Here is a 15,171-nt window from a genome sequence, read left to right as displayed (position 1 = left end):
TACGACGTCATGAAGAACCGCTTCACCAGCACCGGAAATCCGGCGATCGACTTCCTGGTCACCTTCCTGCGCGGCCGCGTGGAGCGCGCCCGCTCGGGTGAACTGGACCGCGGCGCCTCCGCCGTGGAGTGGGTGATCATCTCCGCCATCGTGGTCGCGATCGTCAGCGCGGTCGCGGTCATCATCAACCAGGCGCTGTCCGACGGCGCGAACGACGTCAAGGACTGCATCAGCAACGCCGGTGCGGACGGCTGCTGAGCCGCCGGCTGACGGGGTGGGCTGAGGATCATGGCGACAACGGCACAGCCGCAGGCACCGGCGTGGCTGCGGCGCAGGCTGGACGCCTGCCGCGGCGACGGCGGCGGCGGTGACACGGGGCCGGCGAGCGGGCGGCGCGGCGCCGGCGGAGGCGACCGCGGGATGACGGCGATCGAGTTCGTGCTGCTCACCCCGGTGCTCTACTTCATGATCTTCGCCACGGTGCAGTTCGGGCTGTACTTCTTCGCGGACCACGTCGCGCAGGCCACCGCGCAGGCGGGGGCGCGCGAGGCGCGCAGGACCGCGGAGTCGAACCCGGGCGGGTGGCAGGGCCTGGCGCAGGCCAAGGCGCAGGAGCGGCTGAACACGGTCGGCCCGAAGCTGCTCACCGGCCCGGACATCGAGACGTACGAGTCCGACGGCGACCGGGTCGGGGTGTCGGTGGAGGGCGGCGTGGTCAACGTCTTCCCGTTCATCGACCTCAGGGCGCGGGCGGAGTCGGAGGGGCCGATCGAGCGGTTCGTACCGGATCTGGGATGACGGCGACGGGGGACCCATGTCTGTGAGGAAGGCGCACGGCGGCCCGGGGGAGCGGGCGGCCGGGGAGCCGGGGTGGGGCCGGGACGTCCGGTCCGACCGGGGGGTGACGACCATCGAGGTGGTGATCCTCGCCCCGGTGATGTTCCTGTTCATCCTCGTCCTCGTCGCCTTCGGCCAGTTGGTCGACGGCCGCGGCGGGGTCGACGGAGCGGCGCGCGACGCGGTACGTGCCGCGTCCCTCCAGCGCACCGTGGGCGAGGCGCGCAGCGCCGCGCAGGCGGCGGCGGAGTCGCAGTTGGAGGGCGACGTGTGCTCCGGCCCGGTGGACGTGGACCTGTCCGGCGACTTCTCGGCGCCGGAGCCGGGCGCCGACAGCAACGTCATCACCGTGGAGGTGAGCTGCGAGGTGAAGGGCCTGGGGATGCTGGGCCTGGACATCGACCCGCGGATGACGGGCTCGTCGTCCGCGCCGCTCGACCCGTACCGGAGGGCGGCATGACGGGGGTACGTGCCCTGGCCGCGCGGCTGCGCGGGAGCCTTGCGAGGCGGGCGGACCGGCTCGACGACCGGGGCTCGGGCGCTGGCGCGGTCATCATCTTCGCGTTCCTGTTCATGGCGCTGGCCGCGTTCGTGGTCGACGGCGGTCTGGCGATCTCGCAGCGCGAGCGGGCCGCGGACATCGCGGAGCAGGCGGCCCGGTACGCGGCGCAGGACACCGACAAGGAAGCGCTGTACGAGGGCCAGACGGACCTGGAGGCGCCGATCCGGTTCGAGAACTGCGACAGCCGGGTGCAGGAGTTCATGTCGCATGTGACGGTCCACAACGGTGACGTCGAGGCGGCGACGTGTACGAGTGCGGCGGCCGACCACGTCGAGGTCGAGATCGTCCTCAGCTACCGCCCGCTGCTGACGGGCCTGGCCCTCAGCGGCCCCCTGGAGGCCACCGGCACGGCGCGCGCGGAGCCCCGCACGGAGGTCGGCGAGCCGTAGGCCCACCCGGGGCGGGTCTGTGGGCCGTACGCGGGAGGCTGTCCTGCCAAACGGGCGAAATAGCCCCTTCTCGACGCGCTGTCCCCCGGACATCGGTCAGATAGTCATACAAACCGGACCGAGGCGACCGCCTCACTCCGATCGACTGTCAAGGGGCATCTGTGCTGAAGAGAACGAAGACCGCCGTCGCGCTCACCGCGGGAGCCATGGCGCTGGGGCTGCTGGGCGCGGCCCCCGTGGCGGCCACCGCGACGTCGGGCGCCGCCAAGCCCGCGGTGAAGACCTGGGACGACTGGAGCCACTCGCAGCGCGGTGTGGTGATCGCCAAGCCCGGGATCCTGATCCGCTCGCAACCCACCACCGCCTCCCACGAGAAGGGCTTCATCCCGCGCGGCGAGATCGTCTGGATCGACTGCAAGGTCGACGGCCAGGACGTGTGGGGCAACGCCATCTGGTACAAGATCAGCTCCCACAACGGCTTCATCGCCGCGCGCTACGTCAAGAACGTGGATCACATCCCGTACTGCTGACCGCGCACGGGCGCTGCCCGTACCGCGGGCCGCCGGGGCCGCACCGCCGCACGCGGGGCGACTCCGGCGGCCTTTGCGCGCGCGGGCGCGGGCGGGGCTCGACGGCGTCCCGCGCGGGTGCCGCCCGGGCGCCGCCGCCGTACGCCGCACTCCCGCGGTGACGAGGTCGTGACGAGGCAGTCACCCGTCTGGGCTCGACCCCCAAAACGGCCTTCGGTAACGTCAGGTGGGCAAGTACGGGGACGCCGCCCAGCGGCCTGCGCGCGAAAGCGCGCACCATGGGGGGCCGCGGTCCGCGCCGCGCCGACCGGGAGGGCTCAGGACCAGCGATGGCACGCAGCAGTGCGAACAGGACACCGGTGCCGGTACGCATCCGGCGCAGGACCTTCGGCGACGTCGTCAGGGCGTTCTTCGCCTTCCTCGCGCTCGTCGTGCTCGTCGTCGGCGTACCGGGCGCGCTCGCCTACTTCATCGGATGGCCGCTGCCCGACTCCGCGCCCTCCTTCAGCATGCTCAACGAGGACGTGACCGCCGACGTCTTCGTCAAGGTCTTCGCCGTCGTCGTCTGGCTGGCCTGGGCGCAGTTCGCCGCCTGCGTGCTCGTCGAGGCCAAGGCCGCCGTCTCCGGGATGGGCATGCCCGGCCGGGTGCCGGGCTCCGGCGCCAGCCAGGCGCTCGCCCGCCAACTCGTCGCCGCCGTGCTGCTGCTCACCGCCGGCGCCGCCAGCTTCGCGCCCGGCCTCTCCCAGCTCGGCCAGCAGTTCGACCAGCACAAGCCGCCGCCGGTCGCCTCCGCCCAGCAGACCCCGGGGCAGCACGCGGACACCGCCAGGCCCGCCGTGGACGTCGAGACCCCCCAGGGCCAGGGCGCCGGCGGCGAGGTGCGCAAGGACACCCGCGAACAGGCCGAGCGGGACACGAAGTTCTACCGCATCCAGCCGCCCGAGGGCCGCCACCACGACTCGCTGTGGGAGATAGCCGAACGGCACCTCGGCGACGGCCGCCGCTACGGCGAGATCTACCAGCTCAACAAGGACCGCATCCAGCCCGACGGCTCCAAGCTCAGCCAGGCCAGCCTGATCCGCCCCGGCTGGATCATGGAGATGCCCGCCGACGCCCGCGGCGGCGACCTGGTCGAGATGCCCGAGGACCACGACGAGGTGTCGAAGTCCGAGGCCGAGCAGATCCAGCGCTACGACAGATCCAGCCCCACCCTCGACGAGCGCGGCAAGGGCGGCGACAACCAGCAGGCCACCTCCGGCCGCGGCGACCGCCTCGTGCCCGACACCCCCGCCGTCGACCGCGACTCCGGCGACCGCGCCGGCGAGCAGACGCAGGTCCAGCAGATCCCCACCCAGGAGAGCGGCGGCGACCAGGGCGCCGGCGACCGGGACACCCCCGAGGTGCACAGCGACGGCGGCGGCATCGGCCTGCCCGAGGCGCTCATCGCCGCGCCGCTGCTCGCCGCCGGCGTGCTCGGCGCGCTGAGCCGGCGGCGGCGGCAGGCGCTGTGGCAGGCGGCGTTCCACACCGGCGGCGCGGGCCGTACGGGCGCGGAGCCCGCCGGGCGCGCCGCGCTGGCCCGCGACGCGCTGCTCGTGGGCGCCGACCCCGCCGGCGTGAGCTTCCTCGACCGGGCGCTGCGCGGGCTGTCCGCCGCGCTGACGGCCGAGGCCCGCCCGCTGCCCACCATCTACGCCGCCTGGCTGACCGACGCCGACCTGTACCTGCAACTGGCCGGCGTGGCGGGCGAGCCGCCCGCCCCGTGGCGTACCGGCCAGGACCAGACGTTCTGGCGCATCGACCGCGCCGACATCGAGAGCTACCCGCAGCCCGAGGAGGGCGACGGCGCCGCGGCCCCGTACCCCGGGCTGGTCAGCCTCGGCACCCGCGAGGAGGCCCGGCTGCTGCTGAACCTGGAGGCCGTCCCCGGCATCGCCGCAGTCAAGGGCGCCCCCGCGGACCGGCTCGCGGTGCTGTCGTCGATCGCCGCGGAGCTGGCCACCAACGGCTGGTCGGACCGGATGTCGGTGACCGTCGTCGGCTTCGGGGCGCGGCTGACGGAGCTGGCGCCGACGCGCGTGCGCTTCCTGGAGGACGTACCGGCGCTCATCGAGGTCATGGAGGCCGAGTCGGCGCAGCGCGCCAACGCCCTGGGCAACGCCGGGCACGACAGCGTGCTCACCGGCCGCGCCGGGCAGACGGGGCGCACCCAGTGGGCGCCGCACCTCGTCATCGTCGCCAACGAGCCGACCGCGGCCGAGGCCGACCGGCTCGCGCACCTCGCCGGCGGCTCCTCGCGCCTGGGCATCGGCTACCTCGTCGGTACGGGGCAGGAGGAACTGGCCGGCGCCTCGTGGGAGTTCGAGATCACCCGCGACGGGCGGCTGCGCGCCCCGCTGCTGGGCCTGGAGCTGGCCGCGCAGCGGCTGCCCGAGGAGCAGCACGACGCGCTGGTCGAGCTGTTCTCGCAGGTGGGCTTCGAGGGCCCGGCGACCAGCGGCACCGAGGGCCGCGGCATCTCCGTCACCCGCGCCGCCGGCGACGTCGGCTTCACCGTGGACCTCTCCGAGCAGGGCCGGCCCGCGGTGTACGCGCGGCTCCTCGGTTCGTACGAGGTCATGGGCCTGACCGAGCCGGACGGCGAGCGCAGCCCGCTGCTGCGCGAGGCGCTGGCGCTGCTGCTCTTCCACCGTGAGGGCGTGCACCCGCAGGTGCTCGCCGCCGCGCTGTGGCCGCGCGGCGTCACCGACGACGTGCGGGACGCCTTCGTGGAGCGGCTGGTCACCTGGCTGGGCCGGGACCCCTCCGGCACGGCGCGGCTCGCGCCGGACGCGGACGGGCGGCTGGCGCTGTCCACGTCGGTCGTCTCCGACTGGGACGTGCTGCGCACGCTGCACCTCGAAGCGACCGACCCCGACCGGCAGGCGAGCCCGCAGACGCGCGAGCGGCTGCTGAACGACGCGCTGGCGCTGGCCGCGGGCCCGCTGCTCGCGGACCGGCCGCAGGGGCGGTACGGCTGGCTGTCCAACGAGATCGTGGAGGCCCAACTGCCGCTGCTCGTCGCCGACGCGGGCCTGGCGCTCTCCGCGCTGCGCCGCGAGTCGGGGCAGGCGGACGGCGCGGTCGGCGCGGTGCAGGCGGCGCTGGTCGTCGCCCCGGCGGACGAGCGGCTGTGGAACGAGCTGCTGCGCGCGGTGCACGCCACCGGCGAGACCGCCCGTCTGGAGGCCACCGCCTCCGACCTCCTCGACCGCGCCGCGGCCCTGCACGGCGCCCGCGGCCTGCCGCCGCGGACGGAAGCGCTGCTGGACGAGCTGCTGCCGGGCTGGCGGGCGCAGGCGGGCTCCGCCGGGGCGGCAAGCTGAGGGTCCGGCCCCGGGGGAGCGCTACGCCCCCCGCCGCGCCCCCACGCGTTCGCGCCCGCACGCGTACGCCAGCGTGCTGACCAGGTCGGCCACGTCGGGCAGCCACGAGTTGGACATCGTCGGCCGCCGCACCCACTGCACCGACCCGCTCACCCCGAAGCGCGTCGGGGGCGCCGCCGCCCAGTCGCCCTCGCCGCGTACGGCCAGGTCCAGGGCCGCCGACGAGGCGTAGCCCAGGGCGTGCAGCCCGTCGATCACCTTCGGCGTGGCGCCCGGGAGCACGAAGAAGTACATCCGCCGGTCCGGCGTCGCCGCCACCGGCCCCAGCTCCGTGCGCGTCCGCTCCAGCCGCGCCAGCGCCAGGCATCCGGCGTTCTCCGCGACGTCCACGACGTCGAACATCCGCCCCGTGGGCAGTAGTACGGCCGCCCGGGGGTACCTCGACCACATGCGGCGTGCGGTGGTGGCGCTGGCCGTGGCGGCTGCCTTCCAGTCGCGCCGCGCGGGGTGCGCGCCCGGCGCGTGGCACTCCGGGTCGCCGCAGGAGCACCGCAGTGCGCCGGTCCCGTCGTCGGTCTCCATCCAGGTGCCCGGCACGACGTCCCAGTGCCGCTCTTCCGCGTACCGCAGGGCTGCGGACAGCAGTTCTTCGCTCTGCTCGCGCGGGTTCTCCTGTCGGGGTACGTGCGTCGCGTCTGCTCCCGAGGTCTCGTTCACGAACGGCTCAACTCCTGCCGTGAGCAGGGGTTACGGGCCCTCGGGGGGTTGGGCCGAAGCAACGTTACGGCAGCGGGGCGCACGGATGCGCGGGTAGGGAGCACGGCGTTTTCCGCTTATTTCGCGGGAAATGATCGTCCTGGCGGTTCCGGCAGGAACCGGCCGAGCACGGCCCCCTGAGGGAGGACTACCCATGGCCGCCAGGCCAATCGAGGCACGCACGCCCAACGTACGACTTCAGGTGGTGATCGAAGAGGCCGGCTGCTCCAACGCGGGGCTGGCCCGCCGCGTCAACATGTGCGGCCGTGAACACGGCCTCGACCTGCGCTACGACAAGACCTCCGTGGCCCGCTGGCTGCGCGGTCAGCGCCCCCGCGGCCAGGCGCCCGCGATGATCGCCGAGGCGCTGGGCCGCAAGCTCGGCCGCGCGGTCACCCTGGACGAGGTCGGCATGGCCGACTCCCGGCACTCCGGCACCGCCCTGGGCCTCGTCTACGCCCCGACCGTCACCGCCGCCGTCGAGCAGGTCTGCGAGCTGTGGCGCGCCGACGTGGGCCGGCGCGAGGTGCTGACCCGCGCCACCCCCGTGGCCTCCGCGCTCGTCGAGCCCAGCCGCGACTGGCTGATCAGCGCGCCCGGCCCGCCGCTCGCCCGCACCTCGGGCCGGCCCGTCACCCGTACCGACGTGACCGCCGTACGGGACACCACCGCCACCCTCGCCGCCCTCGACCGCCGCTACGGCAGCGGCCACTACCGGCCGGTGACGGTGCACTACCTCAACTCCGTCGTCTCCGGCCTGCTCGCCGGCCGCTACGACGACACCACCGGCCGCGAACTGATCGCCGCCGCGGCCCGGATGACCGAGCTGGCCGGCGGCATGGCCGTCGACACGGGCCTCCCGGGCGTCGCGCAGCGGTACTACGTCCAGGCCCTGCGCCTGGCCGACGCCGCCGGCGACCGCGCCTTCGGCGGCTACGTCCTGGCCGCCGGCATGAGCCGGCTGGCCGCCGCGCTCGGCAACCACCGGGAGGTCGTCCAACTGGCCCGTACCGCCCGGGAGGGCACCCGCGACCGCGTGCCGCCGCGCGCCGAGGCGCTGTTCAGCGCCGCCGAGGCGCGCGGCGCGGCGGGCCTCGGCGACGAGGCGGCGTTCCGGGAGGCGGCGGGCCGGGCGCGGGCCGCGATGGAGCAGGCGGAGTCGAGCGGGACCCGGGTGCCGGGCCCGGCGAGCGCAACAGGAGGGACAGGAGGGCCAGGAGGAACGGGAGGAACGGGCGCGGCGGGCGCGACAGGCGCGGCGGGCGGGCCGGGCGGCGTGCGGGATCCCGCACGCGACCCGGCGCGCGGGCGCGAACCGGCGTGGCTGGCGCGCTTCGGCCGCCCCGCCCTCGCCTACGAACTGGCGTGCAGCCTGCTCGAACTGGGCCGCTACGAGGCCGCGCAGCGGCGGGCGGAGGAGGCGCTCGCCGGGCTGCCGGAGTCGTCGACGCGGCTGCGCTGCCTGGCGCTTGCCGCGCTGGGGCGGGCGCAGAGCGGGCGGCGCGAGCCGGCCCAGGCGTGCCGTACGGGCGTACGGGCGCTGCGGCTGCTGGACGGTCTCGCCTCGGGCCGGGCGGCGGCCGAACTGGCGCGGCTGGCGCGGAGCCTGGAGCCGTACGAGGCGGAGCCGGCGGTGCGGGAGTTCGCCGCCCGGTGCCATGGGCTGGGCTCTTGGCTCACCGTGGCACCGAGCAGGTAGTGTCCGGACGGTCAGAGTCCGTACATATGAGGAGTCCCGTTGACCCACAACGGACACGGCAGCGAGCCCCGCCGCGAGGAGCGCGCGGGAGCGGTGCCCCCCGCGTCGGACGGCGCCGGGCCGCCTCCGGGCGGCGAGCCGTGGTGGGCCCAGGACCCGTCGCCGGCCGCGGCTGCCGCGGAGACCGAGGACGAGTCGACGCAGCAGATACGCCACCTCGGGAACCGCCCGGAGCGCCCGCAGCCGCCCCAGGGCGGCCCGCAGGCCGACCAGCAGCCCTGGCCGCTCCCGGCCACCCCCGGAGCGCCGGGAGCGCCGGGCGGCGGCGCCGGTGCCGGACCCGGTACGGGCCACCGCCCGCCCGGCGTCGCCCCGCAGCCGCCGTACGGCGGCCCGCCGCAGCAGCCGCCCGCCGGCCCGCCGCCCGGCGCGGCGGACGACGGGGCCGCGACCCAGCTCATACCCCCGATTGCCGCCGGACCGCAGCAGAGATCCGGTGACGACGCCGACGCCACCCAGCTCATCCCGCCGTTCTCCGGCTCGTACGAGGGCCCCCCGCCCGGCGGCTACGACCCGCAGGCCGCCGATCCGCATGCCGCGGACCCGCATGCCGCCGGCGCGCAGCCGCCCCCGCAGCCCGGCGCACCGCCTGCCCAGCCCCCGGCGCAGCCGCCCTTCGCCCCGCCGGCCTTCGACGAGGACTCGCCGCGCTCGCGCCGCCACGCGGCACCGGTGCACACGCAGTTCGAGGGCCTCTTCCGCGACGGCCCCGGCGGGCCCGGGGCCCCCGCCGGCGACCCGGGTGCCACGCAGCGGCTCCCGCCCGTCTCCGCGGCGGGCCCCGGCGGCCCGGCCCGCGGCGGCCCGCCCTCCGGTTCGTACCCCGCCCAGGGCCACGGGGCCCCGGGCCCCGCCCAGCGCCCCGGCTACGGCTACCCCGGCCCCGACGGGGCCCGCCCCGGCGGCCCGCCCCCCGGCCCGTACGGCAACGGCCCCGGCAGCGGCGGCCCCGACCCCCGCTACTACGACGACGACGGCGACCGCCGCGGCGGTATCCCCCGCTGGGCCGCCATCGCCATCGGCACCGCCGCCTGCGCCGCCGTCGGCATCACCGCCGGCTGGCTCCTGAGCAGCGGCGGCGACGACGGCGGCGGCACCGCAGGCGGCGCCACCCCGAGCGCCAGCGCCGACGAGAACCCCGGCGGCAAGGACGACGGCGGCGACGGCGGCAAGAAGCCGGTCAAGGACGACCCGGCCGAGGCGCAGGCCGAGGAGCTGGACGCGCTGCTCGCCGAGAGCAACAACAGCCGGGACGCGGTCATCAGCTCGGTGGAGAACATCCGCGCGTGCAAGGCGCTCGGCAAGGCCGCCAAGGACCTGCGCGCCGCGGCCGGCCAGCGCCGCGACCTCGTCACCCGGCTCTCGGACCTGACCGTCGACAAGCTCCCGGACCATGCGGAGCTGACCCGCTCGCTCACCGACGCCTGGAACGCCAGCGCCTCCGCCGACGACCACTACGCGAAGTGGGCCGACGCCGCCAAGCGAGGCAAGGGCTGCGGCGGCGGCGGGAACCACCTGTCGGCGGGCAACACCGCCAGCGGCGAGGCCACCACCGCCAAGGAGGAGGCCGCCGGGCTCTGGAACCCGATCGCGGACGAGTACGGCCTCACGCGGCGCCAGGCGACACAACTGTGAGCCCGGCGAGCCCCGCGGGCACGGCGAGCCCCGCGGGGGGTCCCGTCGGTGAAAGGGCTTCCCGCCGCGACCGCCGTTACTCCACCATGGTGCCCATGCCCATCAACGACATGCCGTGGTGGCGCTGGCGCGCCAATGTGCGCTCCGCGCTGCACATGATCTCCGACACCGACTTCCAGCGGGAGTACTGGGCGGCGGGGACGGCGGGGTACGGGGACGTCACCGACGCCGTCTACCGCCTCGTCGAGGACACCTGGCTGGACAACTGGTCGGCGGAGAAGTACGTCGGAACGATCTTCCGCGACTCCCGCGAGGCCGCGCTCGTCGACGTCGCCGTGCTGCGCGTGCTGCGCATCATGCACCAGGTCGGCGCGGACGCGCCGGTCTCCGCGTACATGGAGAACCACGCCTGGCCCGAGGCCGTGCGCGCGGCGCGCGAGGCGCACGTACGGCTCGCGGAGAACGACGGCGAGGACCCCGACACCCCGCCGCGCTCCCTCGAAGTGCTGGCGATCATGACGGGCACCGCCTGAGGGGTATGGGATCGTAGGCCCATGAGCGAGTACGTACTGACGCTGTCCTGCCCGGACAAAAAGGGCATCGTGCACGCAGTCTCCAGTTATCTGTTCATGACGGACTGCAACATCGAGGACAGCCAGCAGTACGGCGACCCCACCACCGGCCTGTTCTTCATGCGGGTGCACTTCTCCGCCGAGTCGCAGGCGAACGTCGAGAAGCTGCGCGCCAGCTTCGCGGCGGTGGCGGAGTCGTGGGCGATGGACTGGCAGATCCACGAGCAGGGCACGCGGATGCGGGTGCTGATCATGGTCAGCAAGTTCGGGCACTGCCTGAACGACCTGCTGTTCCGCGCCCGCATCGGCGCGCTGCCGGTGGAGATCGCGGCCGTGGTCTCCAACCACACCGAGTTCGAGGAGCTGGTCGGCTCCTACGGCGTCCCGTTCCACCACCTGCCGGTCACGCAGGACACCAAGGCGGAGGCGGAGCAGCGCCTGCTGGAGCTGGTCCGGGCCGAGGACGTCGAGCTGGTGGTGCTCGCCCGCTACATGCAGGTGCTCTCCGACGACCTGTGCAAGCAGTTGGAGGGGCGGATCATCAACATCCACCACTCCTTCCTGCCGAGCTTCAAGGGTGCGAAGCCGTACCACCAGGCGCACGCGCGCGGGGTCAAGCTGATCGGCGCCACCGCCCACTACGTGACCGCGGATCTCGACGAGGGCCCGATCATCGAGCAGGAGGTCGAGCGCGTCGGGCACGAGGTGACGCCGGAGCGGCTGGTGGCGGTCGGCCGGGACGTGGAGTGCCAGGCGCTGGCGCGGGCGGTGAAGTGGCACAGCGAGCACCGGGTGCTGCTGAACGGCACCCGCACGGTGGTCTTCACCTGACGTCGGTCCTCGCCTGACGTCGGTCCTCGCCTAGAGCCGCGACAGCGACACCGTCGCGTACAGGAAGTCGTCCACCGCCTCCCGGTCCCCGTCGCGCCCCACCGCCGCCTCCTCGGGCGCGACGTGCCCCGCCGCCAGCCGGCAGAACTCCAGGCCCTCCAGTGCCACATGCGCCACCGCCCGCTCCGGTGCGGCGACCGCCGCGGGCGAGTCCAGCGGGAGGTACCAGTTCCCGCCGGCCTTCCCCTCGACCTCCAGGTGCAGCGTCCGCCCCGGCGCCCCCGCCGCCACCAGCGTCCGCGGCGGCGCGGCGAGCCCCGAGCGGCGCCGGTCCGCGAGCGTCTGCGGCAGCAGCCGCGCCGCCAGGTCGATCATGAGGTGCATGTGCTCCGGCGTGGGCGGTACGTACGGGTAGTCCACGGCCTCCGCGATGTCCCAGGCGTGCATCCAGCACTCGAAGGCCCGGTCCAGAAAGGCGTCGCGCAGCGGCAGGGCCACCCCGCCGCCGTACGGCACGGGCAGGTCCGCGACGCCGCCGCCCGCGAACCCCGCGGTCCTTATCAGCGCGTACGTCTGGTCCCGCCAGTGGCCGCGCATGGTCCCCGCGTGCTTGCGCCGGAACTCCCGTGCGAGCGACTGCTGTTCCGCGTACGACGACCCCGCCTCCCGCCACAGCGCCTCGGTGCGCTCGGCGGGGGAGGCGACCGTGCGCGGGTGGGTCTCGTCGGCGGGCGCGTCCGTGGCCAGCGGGTCGCGGAGGCCGAGCGCGAGGGCCAGCAGGCCGTCCACGGCCAGGAGGTGGCCGATGACCCCGGCCACCGACGTCTCGCGGACCGACGGCAGGTCGTCGTCGTACCACGCGAGGTGGACCGGAGCGCCCCAGTCCGCCTCGCCCATGTCGTCCAGCAGCGCGTCGAGCCGGGCGGCCTCTGCGTCGTAGGGCACCGACCAGCCCGGCATCGGGATTCCGGGCATCCGCCGCGTCAGACAGACCTCCAGCACCCGGCTGCGCAGCGCCGGGTCCATGTCGAGGTTGTCGTGCGGGTGCAGCAGGCGTACGGCATCGCGCAGCCGGAGCGCCTCGTCGGCGCAGGGCGCGCAGTCGGTCAGGTGCGCCTCCACGGCCGCGGTCTCCTCGGGTGCGCAGGCCGCCAGCGCCCACGCGCCGAGCAGGGACATCAGCCGGCGGTGGTCGTAGGGGCCCATGATCATGAGGGCCGCCCGCCCTCGTTGTGCGCGGTGGCGAGCAACTGGAGCCCGAGGCGCAGGCGCCGGCGGGCCTCGTCGGGGGAGACGCCGAGTTCGGCGGCGGTCTGCCGGTAGTCGCGGCGCTTGAAGTACGCCAGCTCCAGCGCGGCGCGCAGCGGTTCGGGCATGGACGTGACGATGTAGTCGGCGCGGGCGGCGACCGAGACGGCGCGGATGCGCTCCTCGCAGTCCTCGATCTCGCCGGCCGCGCCGGCCTGGATCACGGCCCAGCGCAGCCGCCGCACGGCGTGCTTGTGCGCGAGCTGGGCGAGGAAGGTGCGCAGTTGGCCGCGCTTCGGGTCGTACGCGTCCGGGTGCTGCCAGACGTAGGAGAACACCTCGGACAGCACGCCGTTCGCCTCCTCCTCGTTCTCCAGCACGCGCACCGCGAGGCCGTAGACGAGGGGCGCGAAGCGGTCGTACAGCTCACTCAGCGCGGCGGCTTCGCCGCGCGCGAGCCGCTGCTGCATCTTGCGGTTCCAGCGGGGCGGGGTGGAGCCCTGTCCGGTTCCGTGCGGTCCGGTGCCGTGCGCCATGCGCCCCCCATCCGTCGCCCGCCCCTTGGATACCGGTGTCAACGAATGTAGCGCCGGGGAGTGGGGGCGTACGCCCTCGGAGCGTTATCTGTACCGCATGACGTGCAACAGAAGGCAACGAATTGCCAACGGTTATCCGGCGCTGACCGGAATGCGGGGGACGTGTGGGGTGATTGCGCATAGGGTCGGTGTTTCATCTTGTGTGCTGTGGGCACAGGGGGTGACACGTACAACACGGCAGATGCAGATGGCGGAAACGGACGGGCGAGCGGGCGCGACAGGCTGACAGGCGACGGAAGGACTGCGACCGGGTGTCTTTGCTGCGGGTGACCACCGACAACCGAGGCGACTGGTACGTCCTGTGGGTCTGCGGCGAGCTGGACCTGGTCACCTCGCCCCGCGTGCGCCAGCATGTGCACGACGCCGTCGCGCAGGGCCGCCGCCGTCTCGTCCTCGACCTCTCCGCGGTCCGCTTCTGCGACTCCAGCGGCGTCGGCGTGCTCATCGCCGCACGCCGGCTGCTGAGTTCCTGCGGCGGCGAGTTCCGCCTGATCCTGCCGGCGGACGGCGGGGCGGGTGCCGCGGGGGTGTCCGGGGGCGTCTCCGGGAGCATGGTCTCCGGCGGGGCGCATGTGAACCGGGTGCTCGCGGCGCTGGGCGTACGGCGGCTGTTCGCGGTGTACGCGGACGTGGACGACGCGACGAGCGGCACGGCCGAACCGCTGTCGGCGTAAGGGCCGCAGGCGCAACCGGTCGTGGTGCAAAGCCTGTCGGTGTAACGGCCGTCGGCGTACCGGCTTTCTGGCGTAACGGCCGTCGGCAATTTCCCGCTTACACCGCGGCTGACGCCGTCGCCGGTGATCTGACGCCTCACTCCTCCCCGAACTCCGACTCCTCCGCGGGCTCGTCCCGCGCCTGAAGCCCGGCGACCCACAGCGGCATCAGCCACGTCGCCGCCAGCGCGTACACCAGCACCCACACCGCCGGCACCCCCGGCAGCCCGTCCGCGCCCGCCGCCTCGGCGAGCACCAGCACCCCTGCCGCCACGGCCAGCAGCGCCGTCGCCGCCCGGTGCGCCACCGCCCGCGCGCGGTCGCGCTCGGCGAGCTGCCGCTCGTCCAGCATCCGCGTACGCAGCTCCAGCAGGCCGCGCGTGCCGCCGTTCAGAAAGCCGGTGGCGACCATCCACGCCACCAGCAGGACGGCCAACGGCGAGATCAGCCAGGCGCCGTCGAGGGTGTAGAGCAGGGTGGTGCACGCCAGGGTCGCGCCCGTGAGCGCCACGTGTGCCCCGACGACGGCGCGGCGGCGCCCGGTGGTGGCGAACACCGGGCGTCCGGCCGGGTCGTTCATGAGCCGGAACATGGTGCGGTCGTGCTTCGTGGCCTCCTTCCCGTCGCCGAAGGAGGGCTGGGCGGTGGGCTGGGCGGAGGGCCGGGCGGGGGGCTGCGGGGTGGGCTGGGTCATCGTGCTCCCCTGTCTGCGCTGTCTTTCGTGCGGTCGTTCCCGTGGTCGTTCCTGTGGCCGTTCCCGTCCGTTGTGTCCGCCCTGGGTACACCCGGCCCGTACAGCTCGTCGCTGAGCGGGCGGAACGGCCGGAGGGCGAACAGGACTTCCACCGGCAGCTCGAAGTACTCGGCTATGCGCAGAGCGAGGTCGAGGCTCGGGTTGTACTGCCCGCGCTCGATGTGTCCGATCGTCTGGTAGTGCGCGCCAACGGCTTCGGCCAACTGCTTCCGCGACACGCTCCGCTCTGCGCGGATCACCGCCAGTCTGTTGTGGACCTGCTCGCTCATGTATAAGAACTTATACGTCGATGCCCGCATGCGCAAGGGAGAAGAAGAGGCGGGTCGACTACGGAGAGTGCCGAAACTGGGCAGAGCCCCAACACGCTTGGGGGAACTCTTCCGTTACGCAACGAAGTCGGCCCCGACTCCACTACCCTTCATCGGGTGCGAGTTGTCATGCGGCGACACGGACCCGCGGCCTTCGAATCGGTGGCCGCGGCGGTGCGGACGTGCCGGACTCGTGCAAGGTCACAGCAGCATGAGTGGTCGACGCCGGACCGGCGTTCGACCCTCGGACGCGAGCGTCGCACAGTATGCCGCAAGCGCACTCTTTCGCGCTGGGATATGTCCGAAGCGCTTG

General features: G+C 74.3%; 16 protein-coding genes. 11 read left to right on the top strand and 5 right to left on the bottom strand.

Annotated features, from left to right (window positions below):
- Positions 1-9 precede the first annotated feature (9 nt).
- The 6 genes from QBL21_RS31120 to QBL21_RS31095 all read left to right on the top strand — a co-directional run bounded on the left by QBL21_RS31120 (position 10) and on the right by QBL21_RS31095 (position 5,686).
- Positions 10-258 carry a hypothetical protein gene (locus tag QBL21_RS31120; protein WP_388897023.1) on the top strand — a complete coding sequence of 83 codons (249 nt, stop codon included), beginning with the start codon at positions 10-12 and terminating at the stop codon, positions 256-258.
- Between the two features lie 30 nt (positions 259-288).
- Complete coding sequence (locus QBL21_RS31115) at positions 289-798, top strand: TadE family protein (protein ID WP_407565559.1); 510 nt, start codon at positions 289-291, stop codon at positions 796-798.
- A 103-nt stretch (positions 799-901) separates the two neighbouring features.
- A complete protein-coding gene (locus QBL21_RS31110; RefSeq protein WP_407566624.1) occupies positions 902-1,297 on the top strand; it encodes a TadE family protein in 396 nt (131 codons plus the stop codon).
- The gene (locus QBL21_RS31105; RefSeq protein WP_407565558.1) at positions 1,294-1,788 is read left to right on the top strand and encodes a TadE/TadG family type IV pilus assembly protein; all 495 of its coding nucleotides are present in this window, start codon (positions 1,294-1,296) and stop codon (positions 1,786-1,788) included. The genes QBL21_RS31110 and QBL21_RS31105 overlap by 4 nt, the downstream gene beginning before the upstream one ends.
- A 161-nt stretch (positions 1,789-1,949) precedes the next feature.
- Positions 1,950-2,318 (top strand): SH3 domain-containing protein, encoded by a 369-nt coding sequence (locus QBL21_RS31100; RefSeq protein ID WP_407565557.1) that lies wholly within the window; start codon positions 1,950-1,952, stop codon positions 2,316-2,318.
- A gap of 329 nt (positions 2,319-2,647) precedes the next feature.
- Entirely contained in the window at positions 2,648-5,686 is a 3,039-nt protein-coding gene (locus tag QBL21_RS31095; protein WP_407565556.1) for a LysM peptidoglycan-binding domain-containing protein, read from the top strand.
- 21 nt (positions 5,687-5,707) lie between these two features.
- Here QBL21_RS31095 and QBL21_RS31090 read toward each other — a convergent pair whose 3' ends face one another.
- The gene (locus QBL21_RS31090) at positions 5,708-6,403 is read right to left on the bottom strand and encodes a bifunctional DNA primase/polymerase (protein WP_407565555.1); all 696 of its coding nucleotides are present in this window, start codon (positions 6,401-6,403) and stop codon (positions 5,708-5,710) included.
- A gap of 193 nt (positions 6,404-6,596) precedes the next feature.
- On the opposite strand from QBL21_RS31090, the gene QBL21_RS31085 reads away from it, so the two are divergent.
- The 4 genes from QBL21_RS31085 to purU all read left to right on the top strand — a co-directional run bounded on the left by QBL21_RS31085 (position 6,597) and on the right by purU (position 11,239).
- A complete protein-coding gene (locus tag QBL21_RS31085; protein ID WP_407565554.1) occupies positions 6,597-8,141 on the top strand; it encodes a transcriptional regulator in 1,545 nt (514 codons plus the stop codon).
- Positions 8,142-8,180: 39 nt separating this feature from the next.
- The gene (locus QBL21_RS31080; RefSeq protein WP_407565553.1) at positions 8,181-9,836 is read left to right on the top strand and encodes a hypothetical protein; all 1,656 of its coding nucleotides are present in this window, start codon (positions 8,181-8,183) and stop codon (positions 9,834-9,836) included.
- A gap of 95 nt (positions 9,837-9,931) precedes the next feature.
- Entirely contained in the window at positions 9,932-10,369 is a 438-nt protein-coding gene (locus tag QBL21_RS31075) for an SCO4402 family protein (protein ID WP_407565552.1), read from the top strand.
- A gap of 21 nt (positions 10,370-10,390) precedes the next feature.
- Positions 10,391-11,239 carry a formyltetrahydrofolate deformylase gene (gene purU, locus QBL21_RS31070; RefSeq protein WP_407565551.1) on the top strand — a complete coding sequence of 283 codons (849 nt, stop codon included), beginning with the start codon at positions 10,391-10,393 and terminating at the stop codon, positions 11,237-11,239.
- A gap of 30 nt (positions 11,240-11,269) precedes the next feature.
- On the opposite strand, the gene QBL21_RS31065 is transcribed toward purU, so the two are convergent.
- Positions 11,270-12,451 carry a zf-HC2 domain-containing protein gene (locus QBL21_RS31065; protein ID WP_407565550.1) on the bottom strand — a complete coding sequence of 394 codons (1,182 nt, stop codon included), beginning with the start codon at positions 12,449-12,451 and terminating at the stop codon, positions 11,270-11,272.
- Positions 12,448-13,023 (bottom strand): sigma-70 family RNA polymerase sigma factor, encoded by a 576-nt coding sequence (locus tag QBL21_RS31060; protein ID WP_407565549.1) that lies wholly within the window; start codon positions 13,021-13,023, stop codon positions 12,448-12,450. The genes QBL21_RS31065 and QBL21_RS31060 overlap by 4 nt, the downstream gene beginning before the upstream one ends.
- A 317-nt stretch (positions 13,024-13,340) precedes the next feature.
- Here QBL21_RS31060 and QBL21_RS31055 point away from each other — a divergent pair, with 317 nt between their 5' ends.
- The gene (locus QBL21_RS31055) at positions 13,341-13,757 is read left to right on the top strand and encodes an STAS domain-containing protein (RefSeq protein WP_407566623.1); all 417 of its coding nucleotides are present in this window, start codon (positions 13,341-13,343) and stop codon (positions 13,755-13,757) included.
- Positions 13,758-13,893: 136 nt separating this feature from the next.
- Here the strand turns inward: QBL21_RS31055 and QBL21_RS31050 are convergent, their stop codons facing one another.
- On the bottom strand, positions 13,894-14,490 hold the full coding sequence (locus QBL21_RS31050) for a PT domain-containing protein (protein WP_407565548.1): 597 nt from the start codon (positions 14,488-14,490) through the stop codon (positions 13,894-13,896).
- Positions 14,487-14,819: a helix-turn-helix transcriptional regulator gene (locus QBL21_RS31045; RefSeq protein WP_407565547.1), complete on the bottom strand. Its 333-nt coding sequence runs from the start codon at positions 14,817-14,819 to the stop codon at positions 14,487-14,489. Before QBL21_RS31045 ends, QBL21_RS31050 begins: the two co-directional genes overlap by 4 nt.
- Positions 14,820-15,171: the final 352 nt, after the last annotated feature.

This window comes from Streptomyces sp. 184, assembly GCF_045781775.1.
GTDB lineage: Bacteria > Actinomycetota > Actinomycetes > Streptomycetales > Streptomycetaceae > Streptomyces.
This window is presented reverse-complemented; position numbering and strand designations above follow the sequence as displayed.

Excerpts from the sequence above, each read along its gene's own strand:
- QBL21_RS31120 (WP_388897023.1), top strand. The coding sequence starts at position 10 with ATGAAGAACCGCTTCACCAGCACCGGAAATCCGGCGATCGACTTCCTG.
- QBL21_RS31115 (WP_407565559.1), top strand. The coding sequence starts at position 289 with ATGGCGACAACGGCACAGCCGCAGGCACCGGCGTGGCTGCGGCGCAGG.
- QBL21_RS31105 (WP_407565558.1), top strand. The coding sequence starts at position 1,294 with ATGACGGGGGTACGTGCCCTGGCCGCGCGGCTGCGCGGGAGCCTTGCG.
- QBL21_RS31095 (WP_407565556.1), top strand. The coding sequence starts at position 2,648 with ATGGCACGCAGCAGTGCGAACAGGACACCGGTGCCGGTACGCATCCGG.
- QBL21_RS31085 (WP_407565554.1), top strand. The coding sequence starts at position 6,597 with ATGGCCGCCAGGCCAATCGAGGCACGCACGCCCAACGTACGACTTCAG.
- QBL21_RS31075 (WP_407565552.1), top strand. The coding sequence starts at position 9,932 with ATGCCCATCAACGACATGCCGTGGTGGCGCTGGCGCGCCAATGTGCGC.
- purU (WP_407565551.1), top strand. The coding sequence starts at position 10,391 with ATGAGCGAGTACGTACTGACGCTGTCCTGCCCGGACAAAAAGGGCATC.
- QBL21_RS31065 (WP_407565550.1), bottom strand. The coding sequence starts at position 12,451 with ATGATCATGGGCCCCTACGACCACCGCCGGCTGATGTCCCTGCTCGGC.
- QBL21_RS31060 (WP_407565549.1), bottom strand. The coding sequence starts at position 13,023 with ATGGCGCACGGCACCGGACCGCACGGAACCGGACAGGGCTCCACCCCG.
- QBL21_RS31050 (WP_407565548.1), bottom strand. The coding sequence starts at position 14,490 with ATGACCCAGCCCACCCCGCAGCCCCCCGCCCGGCCCTCCGCCCAGCCC.
- QBL21_RS31045 (WP_407565547.1), bottom strand. The coding sequence starts at position 14,819 with ATGAGCGAGCAGGTCCACAACAGACTGGCGGTGATCCGCGCAGAGCGG.